The 16,430-nt window shown below is 66.6% G+C and carries 15 protein-coding genes and 1 pseudogene; 4 read left to right on the forward strand and 12 right to left on the reverse strand.

Annotated features, from left to right (window positions below):
* Positions 1-4 precede the first annotated feature (4 nt).
* Both ABDW49_RS04935 and ABDW49_RS04940 read left to right on the forward strand, forming a co-directional pair.
* Positions 5-1,021: a hypothetical protein gene (locus ABDW49_RS04935; protein ID WP_343610148.1), complete on the forward strand. Its 1,017-nt coding sequence runs from the start codon at positions 5-7 to the stop codon at positions 1,019-1,021.
* A 21-nt stretch (positions 1,022-1,042) separates the two neighbouring features.
* Entirely contained in the window at positions 1,043-2,728 is a 1,686-nt protein-coding gene (locus tag ABDW49_RS04940; RefSeq protein ID WP_343610150.1) for an MFS transporter, read from the forward strand.
* On the opposite strand, the gene ABDW49_RS04945 is transcribed toward ABDW49_RS04940, so the two are convergent.
* The 5 genes and pseudogenes from ABDW49_RS04945 to trpB all read right to left on the reverse strand — a co-directional run bounded on the left by ABDW49_RS04945 (position 2,725) and on the right by trpB (position 7,302).
* The gene (locus ABDW49_RS04945) at positions 2,725-4,044 is read right to left on the reverse strand and encodes a folylpolyglutamate synthase/dihydrofolate synthase family protein (protein WP_343610152.1); all 1,320 of its coding nucleotides are present in this window, start codon (positions 4,042-4,044) and stop codon (positions 2,725-2,727) included. The two genes, ABDW49_RS04940 and ABDW49_RS04945, sit on opposite strands and share 4 nt — an antisense overlap.
* Before the next feature lie 36 nt (positions 4,045-4,080).
* Positions 4,081-4,932, reverse strand: coding sequence for an acetyl-CoA carboxylase, carboxyltransferase subunit beta (gene accD, locus ABDW49_RS04950; RefSeq protein ID WP_343610154.1), 852 nt, complete (start codon positions 4,930-4,932; stop codon positions 4,081-4,083).
* 27 nt (positions 4,933-4,959) lie between these two features.
* Positions 4,960-5,766, reverse strand: coding sequence for a tryptophan synthase subunit alpha (gene trpA, locus ABDW49_RS04955; RefSeq protein WP_343610156.1), 807 nt, complete (start codon positions 5,764-5,766; stop codon positions 4,960-4,962).
* Positions 5,763-6,044: a hypothetical protein gene (locus tag ABDW49_RS04960; protein WP_343610158.1), complete on the reverse strand. Its 282-nt coding sequence runs from the start codon at positions 6,042-6,044 to the stop codon at positions 5,763-5,765. The genes trpA and ABDW49_RS04960 overlap by 4 nt, the downstream gene beginning before the upstream one ends.
* A gap of 17 nt (positions 6,045-6,061) precedes the next feature.
* Positions 6,062-7,302, reverse strand: a pseudogene (gene trpB, locus ABDW49_RS04965) (tryptophan synthase subunit beta).
* Positions 7,303-7,571: 269 nt separating this feature from the next.
* On the opposite strand from trpB, the gene ABDW49_RS04970 reads away from it, so the two are divergent.
* Positions 7,572-8,045 carry a hypothetical protein gene (locus ABDW49_RS04970; protein ID WP_343610160.1) on the forward strand — a complete coding sequence of 158 codons (474 nt, stop codon included), beginning with the start codon at positions 7,572-7,574 and terminating at the stop codon, positions 8,043-8,045.
* Positions 8,046-8,127: 82 nt separating this feature from the next.
* On the opposite strand, the gene ABDW49_RS04975 is transcribed toward ABDW49_RS04970, so the two are convergent.
* From ABDW49_RS04975 to radC, 7 genes are all read right to left on the reverse strand, one after another.
* Complete coding sequence (locus tag ABDW49_RS04975) at positions 8,128-8,769, reverse strand: phosphoribosylanthranilate isomerase (protein ID WP_343610162.1); 642 nt, start codon at positions 8,767-8,769, stop codon at positions 8,128-8,130.
* Positions 8,770-8,778: 9 nt separating this feature from the next.
* Positions 8,779-9,285, reverse strand: coding sequence for a GNAT family N-acetyltransferase (locus ABDW49_RS04980; protein WP_343610164.1), 507 nt, complete (start codon positions 9,283-9,285; stop codon positions 8,779-8,781).
* Between the two features lie 11 nt (positions 9,286-9,296).
* On the reverse strand, positions 9,297-9,974 hold the full coding sequence (gene pyrF, locus ABDW49_RS04985; RefSeq protein WP_343610166.1) for an orotidine-5'-phosphate decarboxylase: 678 nt from the start codon (positions 9,972-9,974) through the stop codon (positions 9,297-9,299).
* 22 nt (positions 9,975-9,996) lie between these two features.
* Entirely contained in the window at positions 9,997-10,314 is a 318-nt protein-coding gene (locus ABDW49_RS04990) for a LapA family protein (protein WP_343610168.1), read from the reverse strand.
* A 134-nt stretch (positions 10,315-10,448) separates the two neighbouring features.
* On the reverse strand, positions 10,449-11,762 hold the full coding sequence (purB, locus tag ABDW49_RS04995) for an adenylosuccinate lyase (RefSeq protein WP_068091821.1): 1,314 nt from the start codon (positions 11,760-11,762) through the stop codon (positions 10,449-10,451).
* Positions 11,763-11,923: 161 nt separating this feature from the next.
* Complete coding sequence (locus ABDW49_RS05000; RefSeq protein ID WP_343610172.1) at positions 11,924-12,127, reverse strand: hypothetical protein; 204 nt, start codon at positions 12,125-12,127, stop codon at positions 11,924-11,926.
* Positions 12,128-12,255: 128 nt separating this feature from the next.
* Complete coding sequence (gene radC, locus ABDW49_RS05005; protein ID WP_343610173.1) at positions 12,256-13,050, reverse strand: DNA repair protein RadC; 795 nt, start codon at positions 13,048-13,050, stop codon at positions 12,256-12,258.
* A 79-nt stretch (positions 13,051-13,129) separates the two neighbouring features.
* On the opposite strand from radC, the gene ABDW49_RS05010 reads away from it, so the two are divergent.
* On the forward strand, positions 13,130-16,390 hold the full coding sequence (locus tag ABDW49_RS05010; protein WP_343610174.1) for a YdbH domain-containing protein: 3,261 nt from the start codon (positions 13,130-13,132) through the stop codon (positions 16,388-16,390).
* Positions 16,391-16,430: the final 40 nt, after the last annotated feature.

Here is a 16,430-nt window from a genome sequence, read left to right on the forward strand (position 1 = left end):
GGGGGTGGGCTCTTCGCGCTGGGGGGGCGCGGTCGCCGCGGCCACGGTCGGAACGGTTGCGGTCGCCGAAGCCACCACGGGGACGCTCGTCGCGACGCTCGAAACCGCCGGAGCGTTCGCCGCCGAAGCCGCTGCGCGGGGTGCTGAAGCTGCGTTCGCCACGCTCTTCGCGCTGGTCGGCGCGGCGGGCGCGCGACTTGTCGCCGAAGGAGCCCTTGGGCTTGTCGCCGAAAGCGCCACGGCGGTCATCGCCATGGGGCTTGTCCCCAAAGCCACCGCGCGGCTTGTCGCCGAAGTTGCCGCGAGGACGGTCGCCGAAATCGCCACGGGGCTTGTCGCCGAAGTTGCCGCGAGGACGGTCGCCGAAGTCGCCACGGGGCTTGTCCCCAAAGCTACCGCGCGGCTTGTCGCCGAAACCGCCGCGCGGTTTGTCGCCGAAACCGCCGCGCGGTTTGTCGCCGAAATTGCCACGGGGACGATCACCGAAGTCGCCACGGGGTTTGTCCCCAAAGCTGCCACGCGGCTTATCGCCAAACGCGCCGCGCGGCTTATCGCCACCGGCGCGCTCATCGCGCTGGCCATAGCCACCACGGCCACCCTCGCGCTGCGCGCTGTGGCGCTCGCGGGTGCGGTCGCCCCAGGCAGCCTTCTTCTGGCCGCCACGGTCGCCGCCGCGCTCGTCACGTCCGCCACGGCCCCGACGATCGTCGAGGCGGGTTTCGGGCGTGGTGTCCGGGCTCCAGCCTTCGCCCTTGGCGACGGGCTTCAACGTGCCGCGCTGGCGTTTTTCGGGGTCTGCGCCTTCATCACGCGCACGGGGGGCGCCATAGCGCTGGGCGCCGCTTTTACCAGCGGGGCGGGCAGGACGAGACGGGCGGCCTGGGCCGCGAGGAGGTTTGGGGTTAAATGCCATGAGGCGCCCCTTACGCCGCTTCAGGCCGAACGTCAAAACCATGCACACCTTTGCGTGTGCCATGATGGCATCACCTCTGGCCTTGAGCGCCAAGCCTGCCTAGTCTGATGGCTCAATCAGGGACATTTCATGGCCAGCACTGCCTCAGACACCACCCCAAAGCCTGCTCGCCCCAAGGGGCTGGCGCTGCTGCGCGCGGCGCTTTCCACCCGCAAGGCGGCCTGCATGCTGGGGCTGGGCTTTGCCAGCGGCCTGCCGTTTGCGCTGCTGATCGGCACGCTCAACGCCTGGCTGGGTGAGGTGGGGGTGAAGCTGACCACCATCGGTGTGCTGTCATGGATCGGCCTGTGCTATTCCTTCACCTTCCTCTGGGCGCCGGTGGTGGACCGCGTGCGCCTGCCGGGCCTGCATCGGCTGGGGCGGCGCAAGGGCTGGATCCTGCCGTGTCAGGCGGTGCTGGTGGCGGGGATCTTCGCGCTGTCGCTGATGAATCCGGCGGCGGCCATCGGGCCCTTTGCCCTGGTCGCCTTTGTGTGCGCCTTTGCTTCGGCCACGCAGGATATCGCCATCAACGGCTGGCGGATCGAGGCGGCGGATGAGGACAGCCCGCTGGAGCTGCTGACGGCGCTCTATCAGTTCGGCTTTCGCACCTCCTCCATCGTGGGCGGCGCCTTTGCGCTGTTTATGGCGGCGCGGATGAGCTGGCCTCAGGTGTTTATGGTGATGGCAGCCTTGCTGGCGCTGATCTCGGCCCTGTGCAGCGTCGCGCCGGACAGCACCGAAAGGCCCGAGGGCGCGGTCGCCGCCGATATTGCGGGCGATGGCTGGCTGGCGCCGAAGCTGCGCGCGGCGCTGCTGGGCGTGGTGCTGCTGTGCTGGGGCTGGGCGGTGGTGACCATCGTCAGCTTTATGGTGAAGATGCTTTCCCCATTAGCACCGGGCGCCAAGCCGCTGTCCGTGGGCGATTTCACCCGCACCCAGGGGCCGCTGATCGTGGCGGCGACGGTGGTGATGCCGATGATCGTCGCGGCTGTGGCGCATCGGCTGCGGCGGCAGGGCGTTTCGGTGCCCGTGGAGCGCACCGGGCTGATGCGTGCAGTGGGTGACCATGCCTTTTCGGCGCTGATCTCTCCGCTGGAGGAGCTGGTGTCGCGGCGCGGCTGGTGGGTACTCAGCCTGCTGGGTTTCATTCTGACCTATGCGCTGTGTTACAACATCTGGGCCAGCTTTGCTTACCCCTTCTATCTGGAGCAGATGCATTACACCAAGGATCAGGTGGCTTTCGCCTCCAAGATCTTCGGCATCATCATGACGATGACGGGCATTTCGCTGGGCGGTTATCTCTTCACCAAGGTTGGCCGTTTCCCGACGGTGTTTCTGGGCGCGATCCTGCCGCCTTTGGGCAATCTGCTCTATGCCGATCTGGCCGATGGGGCGCGGGGCCTCGATGCTTTCGCCCATGTCACCCGGCTGGATGTGTTTGCGGCCTCCATGGGCGCCGATGCGCCGATGCTGCGCCTGCTGATCACCATCTGCTATGAGAACATCAGCACCGGCATGGCGCTGACGGCCTTCGTTGCCTATCTCTCCTCGCAGGTGGACCGGCGTTATACGGCGATCCAGTATGCGCTGCTGTCATCCATGGTGTCGCTGGTGGGCACGCTGGGGCGCGGCGTGGCGGGTGAGGCTTTCGACCATTACGGCTATGGTCCGGTGTTCCGTATCACCGCGCTGACGGGTGTGATCACCACCGTTTTCGTGCTGACCGAATGGGCCCATGCGGCGCGCAAGGAACGCGCCGCCAAACAGGCTTAATCGGGGAACTCGCGGTTGAGGCGCAGCACCTCGCCCGCCAGATAGAGCGAGCCCGCGATCAGCACATCGCCCTCGGGCGGCAAGGCGGCAATGGCCTGCGCCACATCGGGGAAGGCGGCAACGGGCAGCTCGGTATGGCCCGCGAAATCCTCGGGGCTGTGCGCGTCATGGCCCGGCGCGGGCACCACCGACACGCTGAGCAGCGAGGGCGCCAGCGGTTTGAGCAGCGCGGCGGGGTCCTTGTTGGCCAGCATGCCCAGCACCAGATGCAGCGGCGGATGGCCGGTGAAATGGCGGGCAATCGCCAGCCCCGCATCGGGATTATGCCCGCCATCGAGCCAGACATCGCGCGGCCCCGCCAGTTCGGTCAGCGGTCCCTTGCCGAGGCGTTGCAGACGCGCGGGCCAGCGCGCGTCGCGGATGCCGCGCGCCATGGCCTCGGGGGTGACGTGGACTTCGCTTTGATGGCGCAGCATGGCGACGGCCAGCGCGGCATTCTCCGCCTGATGCAGCCCGACCAGCGTGGGCAAAGGCAGGGTCAGGTCGCCGTGTTCGTCGCGATAGGCGATGGTCTCGCCGATGGCGGCATCCCATGCCTCGCCGCGCATGAACAGCGGGGCGCCGACAGCGGCGGCGATGCGGCGTACCTCGGTTTCCGCGCGATAGGGGTAAGGCTGGGTGACCAGCGGCGCATCCTTGCGGGCGATTCCCGATTTTTCGAAGGCGATGCGGGTGAGGGGGTCTTCGGGCGCGCCTGCCTCGGGGCGCAGCAGGAAGGCCTCATGGTCGATGCCCAGCGTGGCGATGCCGCAGGCGGCGGGCTTGGCGAAAACATTGGTGGCGTCCAGACGCCCGCCAAGGCCGACCTCGATCACGCAGGCGTCCGCCGGCGTTTCGGAGAAAGCCAGCAGCAGCGCGGCGGTGGTCACCTCGAAGAAGCTGGGGGAGAGGTCCTCGCCCAGACCCTCGGCGGCATCCAGCACGCGCGCCAGCAGATCGGCCAGAGCCTCGTCCGAGATCAGCTCACCCGCGATGCGGATGCGTTCGTTGTAGCGCACCAGATGCGGCTTGGTGGCGCTGTGGACGCGCAGGCCCTGCGCTTCCAGCATGGCGCGCAGATAGGCGCAGGTGCTGCCCTTGCCATTGGTGCCCGCGACATGGAACACCGGCGGCAGGCGATGCTGCGGATCGCCAAGCGCCGCCAGCAGGCCCTCGATCACTTCAAGCCCGAGTCGCCCCTGAGGCAGGGTGAGAGCGCCCAGCCGGGCCAGTTGCGCGGCCACGCCGGGATGATCGGAGGTGGCGAAATCGCGCATCTGGTCAGGCTTTCAGCAGGTTTTGGGGCAGGCGGATCAGGCCGCCTTGTTGCACATGTAGGAGAGCAGCATGGCCAGCGTGGCCTTCAGCTCGGGGCGGCGCACCACCATATCGACCATGCCATGGGCGTGGAGATATTCGGCGCGCTGGAAGCCCTCGGGCAGCTTTTCGCGGATCGTGTCCTGGATCACGCGCTGGCCGGCAAAGCCGATCAGGCAGCCCGGCTCGGCGATATGGATGTCGCCCAGCATGGCATAGCTGGCGGTCACGCCGCCGGTGGTGGGATCGGTCAGCACCACGATATAGGGCAGACCCGCAGCCTTCAGGCGGCGCAGCGCCACCGTGGCCTTGGGCATCTGCATCAGGCTGAGGATGCCTTCCTGCATGCGCGCGCCGCCGGCGGCGGTGCAGATGATGTAGGGCGCGCGTTCCTTGATCGCGCGCTCCACGCCCGAGACGAAGGCGGCGCCCACGGCCACACCCATCGAACCGGCCATGAAGAAGAAGTCCTGCACGCCGACAACGGCGCGATGGCCGTCGATGGTGCCCAGCGCATTGGTCAGCGCATCATGATGCGGATTGGCGGCGCGGGCGGCCTTGAGGCGATCGGTGTACTTCTTCGAATCGCGGAACTTCAGCGGGTCGTCCTTGACGCGCGGGCTGGGCAGCACCTCGAAACCGGCGTCGAGGATCTGCGACAGGCGTGCGTCAGTGCCGATGCGACCGTGGTGGTCGCAACGCGGGCAGACGGAAAGGTTGGCCTCGTAATCCTTGGTGAACAGCATCTCCCCGCAATTGGGGCACTTGATCCAGAGATTATCGGGGATCTGCTCCTTCGCCGCGCCGAGCGAGGAGAGCGAATTGCGAACACGATTGAGCCAGCTCATGGGCGCCCCCTAGAGGATTTTTCCGCGTCAGGCCAGATTGGAAATGGTGCGGGCCCCATGCACCGCCGCAGCGAGGCTGGAGACCAGATCGCGCACCGGTCCGGCGGCCTGTGAACCATGCTGGGCGATCAGATCGACGATCGCCGAGCCGACCACCACGCCATCGCCATGCTGAGCAATATCAGCGGCTTGCTCGGGCGTGCGGACGCCAAAGCCGACCACGACGGGCAGATCGGTGCCAGCCTTGAGATGCGCCACGGCCTGCTCGATGCTGGTCAGTTGCGCCTGCTGCTTGCCGGTGATCCCCGCGACCGAGACGTAATAGAGAAAGCCGCTCGACCCTTCCAGCACGGCGGGCAGACGCGCCGCATCGGTGGTCGGAGTCGCGAGGCGGATGAAGGAGATGCCGTGCTCACGCAGGGCCGGGCCCAGCTCGGCATCTTCCTCGGCCGGAATATCGACGCAGATGATGCCGTCGACGCCCGCATCGGCGCAAGCCTGGGCGAACCATGCCGAGCCGCGCGCGACCATCGGATTGGCATAGCCCATCAGCACCAGCGGGGTGTCGGGGTGGCGGGTGCGGAAGTCGCTGGCGATGCGGAAAATGTCCGCCGTGCGCGTGCCCGCGCCCAGCGCGCGCAGATTGGCCGCCTGAATCGCCGGACCATCGGCCATGGGATCGGTGAAGGGCATGCCCAGTTCGATCACATCGGCGCCGCCTTCAACCAGCGCATCCAGCAGGGCGTCGGTGACGTCAGGCGTGGGATCGCCCCCGGTGATGAAGGTGACGAGCGCGGGGCGCCCCTTGGCAAAGGCTTCGGAAAGGCGTGTCATTTGAGGTGCTTCCATAAAGCGGTCAGCGCAAAACCAAGGCCCAGCACCAGAGTGGTGATGCTCATCATGTCGAGCAGCGCCACATTGTAGGCCATGGTGCAGGCCGTGGTGCAATTGGCATGCGTGCTGCCGGACAGCGCCACCTTGATGGCGGGCGAGGCCGGGTCAGGCACGGTGCTGGCAGCGGCCAGCGCCACGGCATGGGCGTCGATCAGCCGCTGGTCGAGCATGCGCGCGACCAGCGAAACAGCCAGGCACAGCACTGCCAGAATGGCCAATGTGCGCCGGCTGAGCATCAGATCGTGGTGCCCAGCTTGTCAGCGACGGTGAAGATGTCCTTGTCACCCCGGCCCGAGACATTGACCAGAATGATCTGATCCTTGCCATACTGCTTCGCCAGCTTGGGCAGGGCGGCCAGGGCATGGGAGCTTTCCAGCGCCGGGATGATGCCTTCGAGGCGGCAGCAGTTGTGGAAGGCCTCCAGGGCTTCGTCGTCGGTGATCGAGGTGTACTCGACGCGGCCGGTGTCGTGCAGCCAGGCGTGTTCCGGGCCGATGCCGGGATAGTCGAGGCCGGCGGAGATGGAGTGTGCGTCGATGATCTGGCCATCCGCGTCCTGCAGCAGGAAGGTGCGGTTGCCGTGCAGCACGCCGGGAACCCCGCCGTTCAGGCTGGCCGCGTGCTTGCCGGTGTCGATGCCGTGGCCGGCGGCTTCCACGCCGACGATCTGCACCCCGGCGTCGTCGAGGAACGGGTGGAACAGGCCCATGGCGTTGGAGCCGCCGCCGATGCAGGCGACCAGCGAATCGGGCAGGCGCCCTTCCTTCTCGGCCAGTTGCTCGCGGGTTTCCTTGCCGATCACCGCCTGGAAGTCGCGGACCATCGCCGGGTACGGATGCGGGCCGGCGACCGTGCCGATCAGGTAGAAGGTGCTGTCGACGTTGGTCACCCAGTCGCGCAGCGCCTCGTTCATGGCGTCCTTCAGGGTACCGGTGCCGGCGGGTCGACCGGGATCACCTCGGCGCCCAGCAGCTTCATGCGGAAGACGTTGGCCTGCTGCCGGTCGATGTCGGTAGTGCCCATGTAGATCACGCACTGCAGGCCGAAGCGCGCGGCGACGGTGGCGGTGGCCACGCCGTGCTGGCCGGCGCCGGTCTCGGCGATGATGCGTTTCTTGCCCATGCGCCGGGCCAGGAGGATCTGGCCGATGCAGTTGTTGATCTTGTGCGCGCCGGTATGGTTCAGCTCCTCGCGCTTGAGGTAGATCTTCGCCCCTTTCCCCTGCGGGGCATTCTTGGCCAGCTCCTCGGTCAGCCGCGGCGCAAAGTATAGCGGGCTGGGCCGACCGACATAGTGTTCGAGCAGATCGTCGAATTCGGCCTGAAAAGCGGGATCGCTTTTGGCGCGCTTATATTCCGCTTCCAGATCAAGGATCAGCGGCATCAGCGTTTCGGCGACATACCGCCCGCCGAACTGGCCGAAATGGCCGCGCTCGTCAGGCTGATTGCGAAAGGAGTTGGGCGTGGTGGCGTTCATAGTGGAACCAGCGCCTGCCATGCGCGCGCGAGTCTGTCCAGCCGCCAAAGACCTGTTGCAGCTGCGCAACGGTAAAATCGATGCGAACCACCTGAACAATCTGCGACATTTAGGGCAGCGCCTGCCTCAATGGCGGAATTGTGGGCCTTTTATGCTGCAATGCGACAAATATGACTGGAATATGAAAATCGCATTCAGCGGTATGTCAGGCGGCGGGACGCAAACGATGGTCAGGCACAGAATGCCTCTACTATCAGGGAGTTACAATTATGCGTCAGGTCCTCATCGCAGCAGCGGCAGCGCTCTCCGTGGGTGCCTTCGTTGCCCCCGCCTTCGCTGGCGAGGCAGGCGACGTCCGCGCTGAAATCCGTTCCGGCGTCAACTGGCAGGACGGTCAGGCCGCAAAGGGCACCATCGGTGGCGCCATCGGCTATGACTACAACCTGCCGGGCGGCGCGTTCATCGGTGTCGAGCAGGCTATCGACAAGACCCTGGTTGGCCGCGCCAATGCGGTGGGTTCGACCAGCGCGCGCTTCGGTATCCATGCCACGCCCAAGGACAAGCTCTATGTCATCAGCGGTTACAGCTATGGCAGCAGCTACCACGATGGCGCCCATCTGGGCGGCGGCGTGGAGCACAGCTTCGGCCCCTATTACGGCAAGGTTGAATATCGCCACATCTTCAATGGCGATGACAGCATCCAGAACAACCAGGTGCTGGTCGGCGCCGGTATCAAGTTCTGAGCTTGAACTGAGCTAGCCCCCCGTCATGTACGGGCGGGTCGCAAGGGAGGCGGTCGGTTTCATCCGGCCGCCTCTTGCCGTTTTAGCCTAGAGCTGCGCGGCAGAAGGCAGCGATTTTGGCCATGTCCTTCATCCCCGGAGCGCTTTCCACGCCCGAGGACACATCGACGCCGGTCGCGCCGGTGATGCTCATCGCCTCGGCGACATTGGCCGGATCGAGCCCGCCTGCCAGCAACCACGGCAGCGGATGGCGCCAGCCCTGCATCAGCCCCCAGTCGATGCGCAGCCCGGTGCCGCCGGGCAGCAGAGATCCTTCAGGCGGCTTGGCATCGTAAAGGATGCTGTCCGCCGCGCCGACGAAGGGTTGGGCGGCTTCCAGATCCTGAGTCTTGCGCACGCCGATGGCCTTCCAGACTTCCAGCCCATGCGCGGCGCGGATGTCAGCAACGCGGGCCGGAGCCTCCTTGCCATGCAGTTGCAGCACATCGAGCGGCACGCTGGCCCGCACGCTGGAGAGCAGCGCATCCTCGGGATCGACGAAAAGCCCCACCACCCTGGCCCGCCCGCGCGCATGCAGTGCCAGAGCGGCAGCTTGCTCGATGCTCACATTGCGCGGGCTTTTGGGGAAGAACACTAGCCCGATATGGGTGGCCTGCGCGGCCAGAGCGGCATCGATGCTTTCGGTGGTCGAAAGACCGCAGATCTTGATCAGGGGAGCACTCATGGTGCTCCCTTAACCGATGGGCTTTTCCAGCACCACCATGGAAAGATCGGTGATCGAGGGGATGGGGAAGGGGCTGGTGCGCCCCGTGTCGACATAGCCGCGACGGATGTACCAGGCGATCAGCTCGGCGCGGGTGGAGATCACCGTCATCCGCATGGTGTGGGCGGAAAACGCACGCACCGCCCAGTCTTCGGCGGCTTCGATCATCCGGCGTCCAATGCCGCCCGCCTGAAGCGCGGGATCGACGGCGAACATCCCCAGATAGGCGACGCCCTCTCCCAGATCGGTGATGCTGATGGTGGCGGGCAGGGCGGTGCCCTCACCGGGCAGCACCAGCACGCGCATCGCCGGATTGGCGAGCTGGGCCACCAGATCGTCCGCCGTGATGCGCTCGCCTTCAAGCAGATCGGCCTCGTGAGTCCAGCCGCCGCGCGCCGAATCGCCGCGATAGGCGCTTTCCACCAGCGCCTTGAGCGCGGGCAGATCGGCAGTGGTGGCGCGGCGAACCTCTGTCACGGCTTCGCTGCTCACAGCGTGCCTTCGATGGCGCGGGCGGCGGCCAGCGGATCTTCGGCGCGGGAAATGGGGCGGCCGACGACCAGCACGCTGGCCCCGGCATCACGTGCGGCACGCGGCGTGACGGAACGCTTCTGGTCGCCCAGCACGCCATCGGCGGGGCGCAGGCCGGGCACCACCAGGAAGCCGTCCTTCCAGCGCTGCTTCACGGCGCCCACCTCATGGCCCGAACAGACGATGCCGTCGATCCCCGCGCTCTGGGCCAGATCGGCCAGACGCAGCGCCTGATCATGGGCATTGCTGTTGACGCCGATGTTGGTCAGATCGCCATCGTCGAGGCTGGTCAGCACGGTGACGGCCACCACCTTGGTATGCTCGCCGGCGGCGGCCTTGGCGTCTTCCATCATGGCACGGCCACCGGCGGCGTGGATCGTCACGATGCTGGGCTGCAGCACATGGATCGCCTGCATCGCGCCCGCCACCGTGTTGGGGATGTCATGCAGCTTCAGGTCGAGGAAGATCGGCAGGCCGATCTTGGCCAGCTCATGCACGCCGTGATGGCCATGGGCGCAGAAGAACTCCAGCCCCAGCTTGATCCCGCCGATATGCGCCTTCACCTTGCGCGCCAAGGCTTCGGCGGCATCGAGGCGGGGCAGGTCAAGGGCGAGATAGAGCGGGTTGCTGTGCATGATGGTGATCCGATGTTGAAGCTTATTGGCCGTTGTCGGCGGCAGGGACGGGTTCGGGAGCAAGGGCAGGCGCGGAAGGTGTGATCACCGTCTGGCTGGCGGCCAGCACGGCGTTTTCCAGCGTCTGGATGCGGCGCTTCAGGCGCCAGCGCCCGGCCTTGGAAATCAGCCACATCGGCACCAGACCCAGCAGGAAAGAGACCACCACCACCGCGGGCAGCTTGGTGTCGAGCACCAGCGTATCCCAGATCCGCACCTCGACCGGCTTCCAGTTGTTGACCGAAAAGATCAGCAGGACGATCCCGGCGATAACCGCCAGAGCGGTGCGGATGAACTGCATCGGTAATCCTTCCAAAAACCAGTCTGTTCCGGGTGCGACCCGTGGCGGTTGGCGCCCGAGCATGGATGCTAGGCGCGATTGCCTGTAAAGAAAAGGGCAGGGTGGCACACGGCCAGACCCCGCCCTGTTTCAGCTTACTTGCCGAAGACGCGATCGAAGATCACGTCCACCGCCTTGAAGTGGTAATCGAGGTTGAAGCGCTCTTCCAGCTCGGCGTCGGTCATCTTGGCCGAGACTTCGGGATCGGCCTTGAGCAGTTCGAGCAGCGAGAGCTGGCCATCGCTCTCCCACACCTTCATCGCATTGCGCTGCACGAGGCGGTAGGAAGCGTCGCGCTCAAGCCCTGCCTGCGTCAGCGCCAGCAGCACGCGCTGCGAGTGGACGAGGCCACCCATGCGGTCGAGGTTCTTCTGCATGCGCTCCGGATACACGACCAGCTTGTCGACCACCGAGGTGAGGCGAGCCAGCGCAAAGTCCAGCGTGATGGTGGCATCGGGGCCGATGAAACGCTCCACGGATGAGTGCGAGATATCGCGCTCATGCCACAGCGCCACATTCTCCAGCGCCGGGGTGACCGCGCCGCGCACCACGCGGGCCAGACCCGTGAGGTTCTCGGTCAGCACCGGGTTGCGCTTGTGCGGCATGGCCGACGAGCCCTTCTGGCCGGGCGAGAAATACTCCTCGGCCTCCAGCACCTCGGTGCGCTGCAGATGGCGGATTTCCACGGCCAGACGCTCGATGCTGCTGGCGACCACGCCCAGCGTGGCGAAGAACATGGCATGGCGGTCACGCGGGATCACCTGTGTGGAGACGGGCTCGACCGACAGGCCCATCTGCTCGGCCACATAGACCTCGACCGAGGGATCGATGTTGGCGAAAGTGCCGACAGCGCCCGAAATCGCACAGGTGGCGATGTCCTCACGCGCCGCGACCAGACGGGCGCGGTTGCGGGTGAATTCGGCATAGGCCTCGGCCAGCTTCTTGCCGAAGGTGGTGGGCTCGGCATGGATGCCGTGGCTGCGGCCGATGGTCGGCGTGTACTTGTGCTCGAAAGCGCGGCGCTTGATGGCTTCGAGCAGCAGATCGACGTCGGCGATCAGAATGTCGGCGGCGCGCGCGAGCTGCACGGCCAGCGTGGTGTCCAGCACGTCAGAGCTGGTCATGCCCTGATGCATGAAGCGCGCCTCGGGGCCGACCTGCTCGGCCACCCAGTCGAGGAAGGCGATCACGTCATGCTTGAGGATGGCTTCCTTGGCGTCGATGGCGGCAACGTCGATGGAGGGGTTGGTCGCCCACCAGTCCCACAGGGCCTTGGGGCCACTGGCGGGCACGACGCCCAGTTCGCCCAGCTTCTGCGTGGCATGCGCCTCGATCTCGAACCAGATCTTGTAGCGGGCTTCTGCTTCCCAGATGGCGGTCATCTGGGGCCGGGCATAACGAGGGACCATGGGCGCTCTCCGAATGGGCAAGGAATTGCGCCGGGCGCTAGGGGGAGATGGGCCGAAAGGCAAGGTTGGAGTCGGGTTTTTGGGTTTGTGCCTCCGGCGGGCAAAGGGCCATCGCCCTTTGCAATCCCTTTATTGCCAGCGTTTGCGCTTTGGGTTCGGCGTTAGGGCTTGACGATCAGCGCGGCGGGAACCGCTGCTATCGCCAGCATGGCGTAAAGCAAATAAGTCCTGTCCGTCACCCATGCTATGAGCGAGGGGGCCGTCATTCCTCGAGGCCGTTCGAGAGGCTGCCAGCCATGCTTTCGCAGGTCCTTTACGGCCAGGAAAGCGTAAGAAAGGCCCAGTCCAACGATGAAATAATTCATAAAAGCATGACTTCTTTGTCGCAGGCCCGGCGCCTTGGTAGCGGCCGATGCACCACGCCGACAATTAAAGGGAGCGCGAGGGCGATGGCCCTCGCATCTTCACTTCCTTCTTCAAAACTTCAACTCCCTTAAATCAACCCCTTCGCCCGGAGCGAAACATGCCCCTCGCGCCCGATGATGATGTGGTCATGCACCGTGATCGACAGCAACCGCCCCGCCTCGGCGATACGGTTGGTCATCTGGATATCGGCGCGGCTGGGCTCGGGGTTGCCGGAGGGGTGGTTGTGGACAAGGATCAGCGCCGAAGCCCCCAGATCCAGCGCCCGGCGGATGACCTCGCGCGGGTGGATGGCGGCTTCGTCGATGCTGCCGTCCGCGACATGCTCGTCGCGGATCAGGCGGTTTTTCAGATCGAGATACAGCACCCGCACCCGCTCCACCGAGAGATGCGCCATATCGATGGTGAGATACTCGATCAGCTTGCTCCACGTATCGAGCAGCGGCTTTTCGGACGCCTGCGTGCGCGCCAAACGCCGTGTGGCCAGCGACACGATCCGCACCGCCGCCGCGCTGGTCTCGCCCATGCCGGGGTGGCCTGCCAAGGCTCCGGGATCGGCGTTGAACACGCCTGCCAGAGAGCCAAAGCGGGCAATCAGCGCCTTGGCCAATGGCTTCGTATCCCGGCGCGGGATGGCGGTGGCGAGGAGATATTCGAGGATCTCGTAATCGGCCAGGGCCTCGGCTCCGCCCTCAAGAAGCCGCTTGCGCAGGCGGGCGCGGTGGCCTTCGGTTTCTGGCGCAGGTGTGGGCTTTTCCGCTTTGGTTGCGGGCACTTCGGGGGGCGACGAGCCTATCGCGGCGAAGGCCTCCTCGAACAATTCGGGATGCGGCCGGGAATCGCGAAGCCTGTCCTTATCATCCATCGCCGCTGCCGCCCGCCCCATAGCTATGCCGGAAGGACAAGCATTGCCTTTCGGCGGCCTCTCGCGCAAGAGGGCGGGAATGATCGATCTCGGGGGCAATACCCAGACTGATGAGCAGGATAGCATGGTGGGTGAGCCCGCCGTGCCTCTTCGTGCGCGCTCAAGCTGGAAGCGCCGTGCGCTGGTCAGCGCGGGCGGGGTCAGCGCCGTTCTGGTGCTCGCGCTGGGCGCGGGCTGGATCTGGCGCGATGCCATCGCCAAAAAGCTGATCGATCACCAGCTTGAGGCGTGGAAGCTGCCCGCGCGCTATCGCGTGGCCGAGGTGGGCGCGACTCACATCGAGCTGGCCGATGTCAGTGTCGGCAATCCCGCTCATCCCGATTTTACCGCCGGCCGGCTGCTGATCGAGGTTTCGACCGGCGGCGCGATCAAGGGGCTGGGCCGCGTCACGCTGGAGCATGTGCGGCTGGCCGGGCGCTGGCGGGACGGCAAGCTGTCTCTGGGCGAGCTGGACCGGCTGATGTCCTCCTCCTCGGGCCCGTCGGGCCTGCCCAATGTCGAGCTGGTGCTGCGCGATGCCCAAGGGCGGCTGGAGACGCCCGCAGGCGCTGTTTCATTGACGGCAGCGGGTGCGGGCCATCTGCGCAATGGCTTTGCCGGAACGCTGGCGCTGCGCGCGCCGCATCTGGAAGGGCAGGGCTGCGAGGGCGGAGCCAGCCTCGACGGGCGGCTTTCCGTGGCGCAGGGCAGGCCGAGGCTGACCGGGCCGCTCGATCTCACCGGGCTGCATTGCAATCTGAAGAACCTGCATCTCGATCCGGCGCGCGTCGCCATCGATGCCAGGGGCGACGCCGATCTGTCGGGCGGCGAGGCGATCCTCGATCTGGCGCCGGTGCGTCTGGCCACCGGCATGGGCGGCGCGGGCGCTCTGGCGGGCCATGCCCAGATGACGCTGCGCAATGGCCGCATGGCGGCGGGCTGGGATCTGACCGGGCAGGGAGTGACCCTGCCGGGCATCGCGGCGCGCAGGATCGGCGTCGATGGCCGCATCAGCGGCGGCGCCAATCTCAGCCATGCCACGGCCGAGGGCAATTTCTCCGGCGAGGGTGTCACGCCCGATTCGCATGTGATGGCCACGCTGGCCGGGTGGCGCCGCTCGGCACAGGGCACACTGGTGGCGCCGCTGCTGGCGCGGCTGTCGGCGGGGCTGGAGCGTGAAGGTCTGGGCAGCAAGCTGAAGGGCACATGGACGATGCGCCGGGGCGATCGCGGCTTCAGCCTGGTGATCCCCACCGCGCGCTGGTCGGGCCCGCGCGCGCATCTGGAAGGTTCGCGCCTGATGGTGACGGGCGGTGGGCTGACGGGCAATCTGGCGCTGAGCGGCGGCGATCTGCCGACGATGAATCTGCGCGTTGCTCCGGTGCGTGGTGGGCAGAGCGCTCAGCTCGCCATCGCGCCCTGGGCCGCCGATGGCGCGGCGATCACCGTGCCCGCGCTGCATATCGAAGAGCGCGGCGGGCGCGTGGCGATGGCGGGTCAGGTGCTGGTCTCGGGCGCGGTGCCGGGCGGCGTGGTGCGTGATCTCGACCTGCCGGTCGCGGGTGACTGGACCGCGCGCGAAGGTCTGGTGCTGGGCCGGACCTGCGCTCCGGTGCATTTCGCCGGGGCCACCTTCGGTTCGCTCGATCTTGCGGCGGGTTCGCTCGATCTGTGTCCGGGCGATGCAGCGCCGGGCGCGCCGCATGCCGTGCTGGCGGTGGGCAGCAGCGCGCTGCATTGGGGCGCCAATGTGCCCAGCCTGTCCTTGTCGGGCACGCTCTCGGGCGAGGCGCTGCATGTCGCCAGCGGGCCGCTCGCGCTGGGCGAGCGCCATGCGCAGGCGCAGGACATCGCGCTGGTGCTGGGCGCCGGATCGGATGCCACCCGCGCGCATCTCGACCGCCTGAGCGCCGATCTGGGCGATTCGGAAGGCTTGCGCGGCACGGTGGAGGGCGGATCGCTGGCTTTGGCCGCGCTGCCCATGAACCTCACCGCTTTCAACAGCCCCTGGCGCTGGAGCGATGGCGCGCTGGTGATGGATGGCGCCTCGCTGGCGATCAGCGACCGCACGCCTGCCGCTCCGGCTGGCGGCACCGCGCCTGATGCGCGTTTCGAGCCGCTGGTGGCGCGCGGTGTGACGGGGCGGCTGGTCAACAATGTGCTGACCGCTCAGGGCGAGGTGCGCTCGGCGGGCAGCGACCGGGTGCTGGCGCAGGTCAGCCTGACGCATGACCTTTCGGCCACGCGCGGCACACTGGATGCCAAGGCGCCTGCGCTGACCTTCGGCAAGGGCTTCCAACCCGAGGATGTCAGCAAGCTGAGCAAGGGCGTGATCGCCGACGCCTCGGGCGTGCTGACCGCCGACGCGCATATCGCCTGGCGCAATGGGCGCATCACCTCCGGCGGCCATGTCTCCAGCGAGGGCTTCGATTTCGCCAGCGCGGCGGGCCCGGTGCGCGGCGTGAAGGGCAGTGTGACCTTCACCGATCTGCTGAACACCGTCACCGCGCCCAACCAGCATCTGACCGTGGGGTCGATCAACCCTGGCATCGAGGCCGACAATGGCGATGTGATCTTCGCCATCGAGCCCAACCATCAGTTGCGCGTCAGCCGCGCGGAATGGCCCTTCCTCAACGGGCGCATGTGGATGGAGCCCTTCGTGCTGCGCTTCGGCGAGGTGGAGGCGCGCAGGTTCTCGCTCGATGTCGAGGGGATCGATGCGGCGGAATTCCTCACCCACATGGATATGTCGAATCTGAACGCGACGGGCCTGTTCGATGGCCATCTGCCGCTGGTCTTCGACGACAAGGGCGGCCATGTGGTGGGCGGCTATCTCACCGCGCGCGAACCGGGCGGCACGGTGGCCTATATCGGCGCGCTGACCTACAAGAACCTGTCGCCCAGCGCGAATTTCGCCTTCCGCACGCTGCGCGATCTCAAATATGAGCATATGCGCATCGACATGAACGGCGATCTGGCGGGCGAGCTCGTCAGCCGGGTCGAGCTGCGCGGGCTGACGCAGGGCAAGAAGGCCTCGCGCAACATCCTTACGCGGCAGATCGCCAAGCTGCCGATCCAGTTCAACGTCAATCTGCGCGCGCCCTTCTACAGCCTGATCGGCTCGGTGCGCAGCCTGTATGATCCCAAGGCGGTCGCCGATCCGCGCAGCGTGGGGCTGGTGGACAAGGACGGCAAGCCTGTCGCCGCCCCTGCCACGACACCTTCTCAGCCTGCCGCAAATCCGGCACAATCCCCTCAATCCACCGGCATTCAGCCTCCAGTCAGCGAGCATCGTCCATGAAGAGCATTAGCTTCGCCACGCGCGACGCGACCCGTCGGGC

Source organism: Novosphingobium sp. (assembly GCF_039595395.1).
GTDB lineage: Bacteria > Pseudomonadota > Alphaproteobacteria > Sphingomonadales > Sphingomonadaceae > Novosphingobium.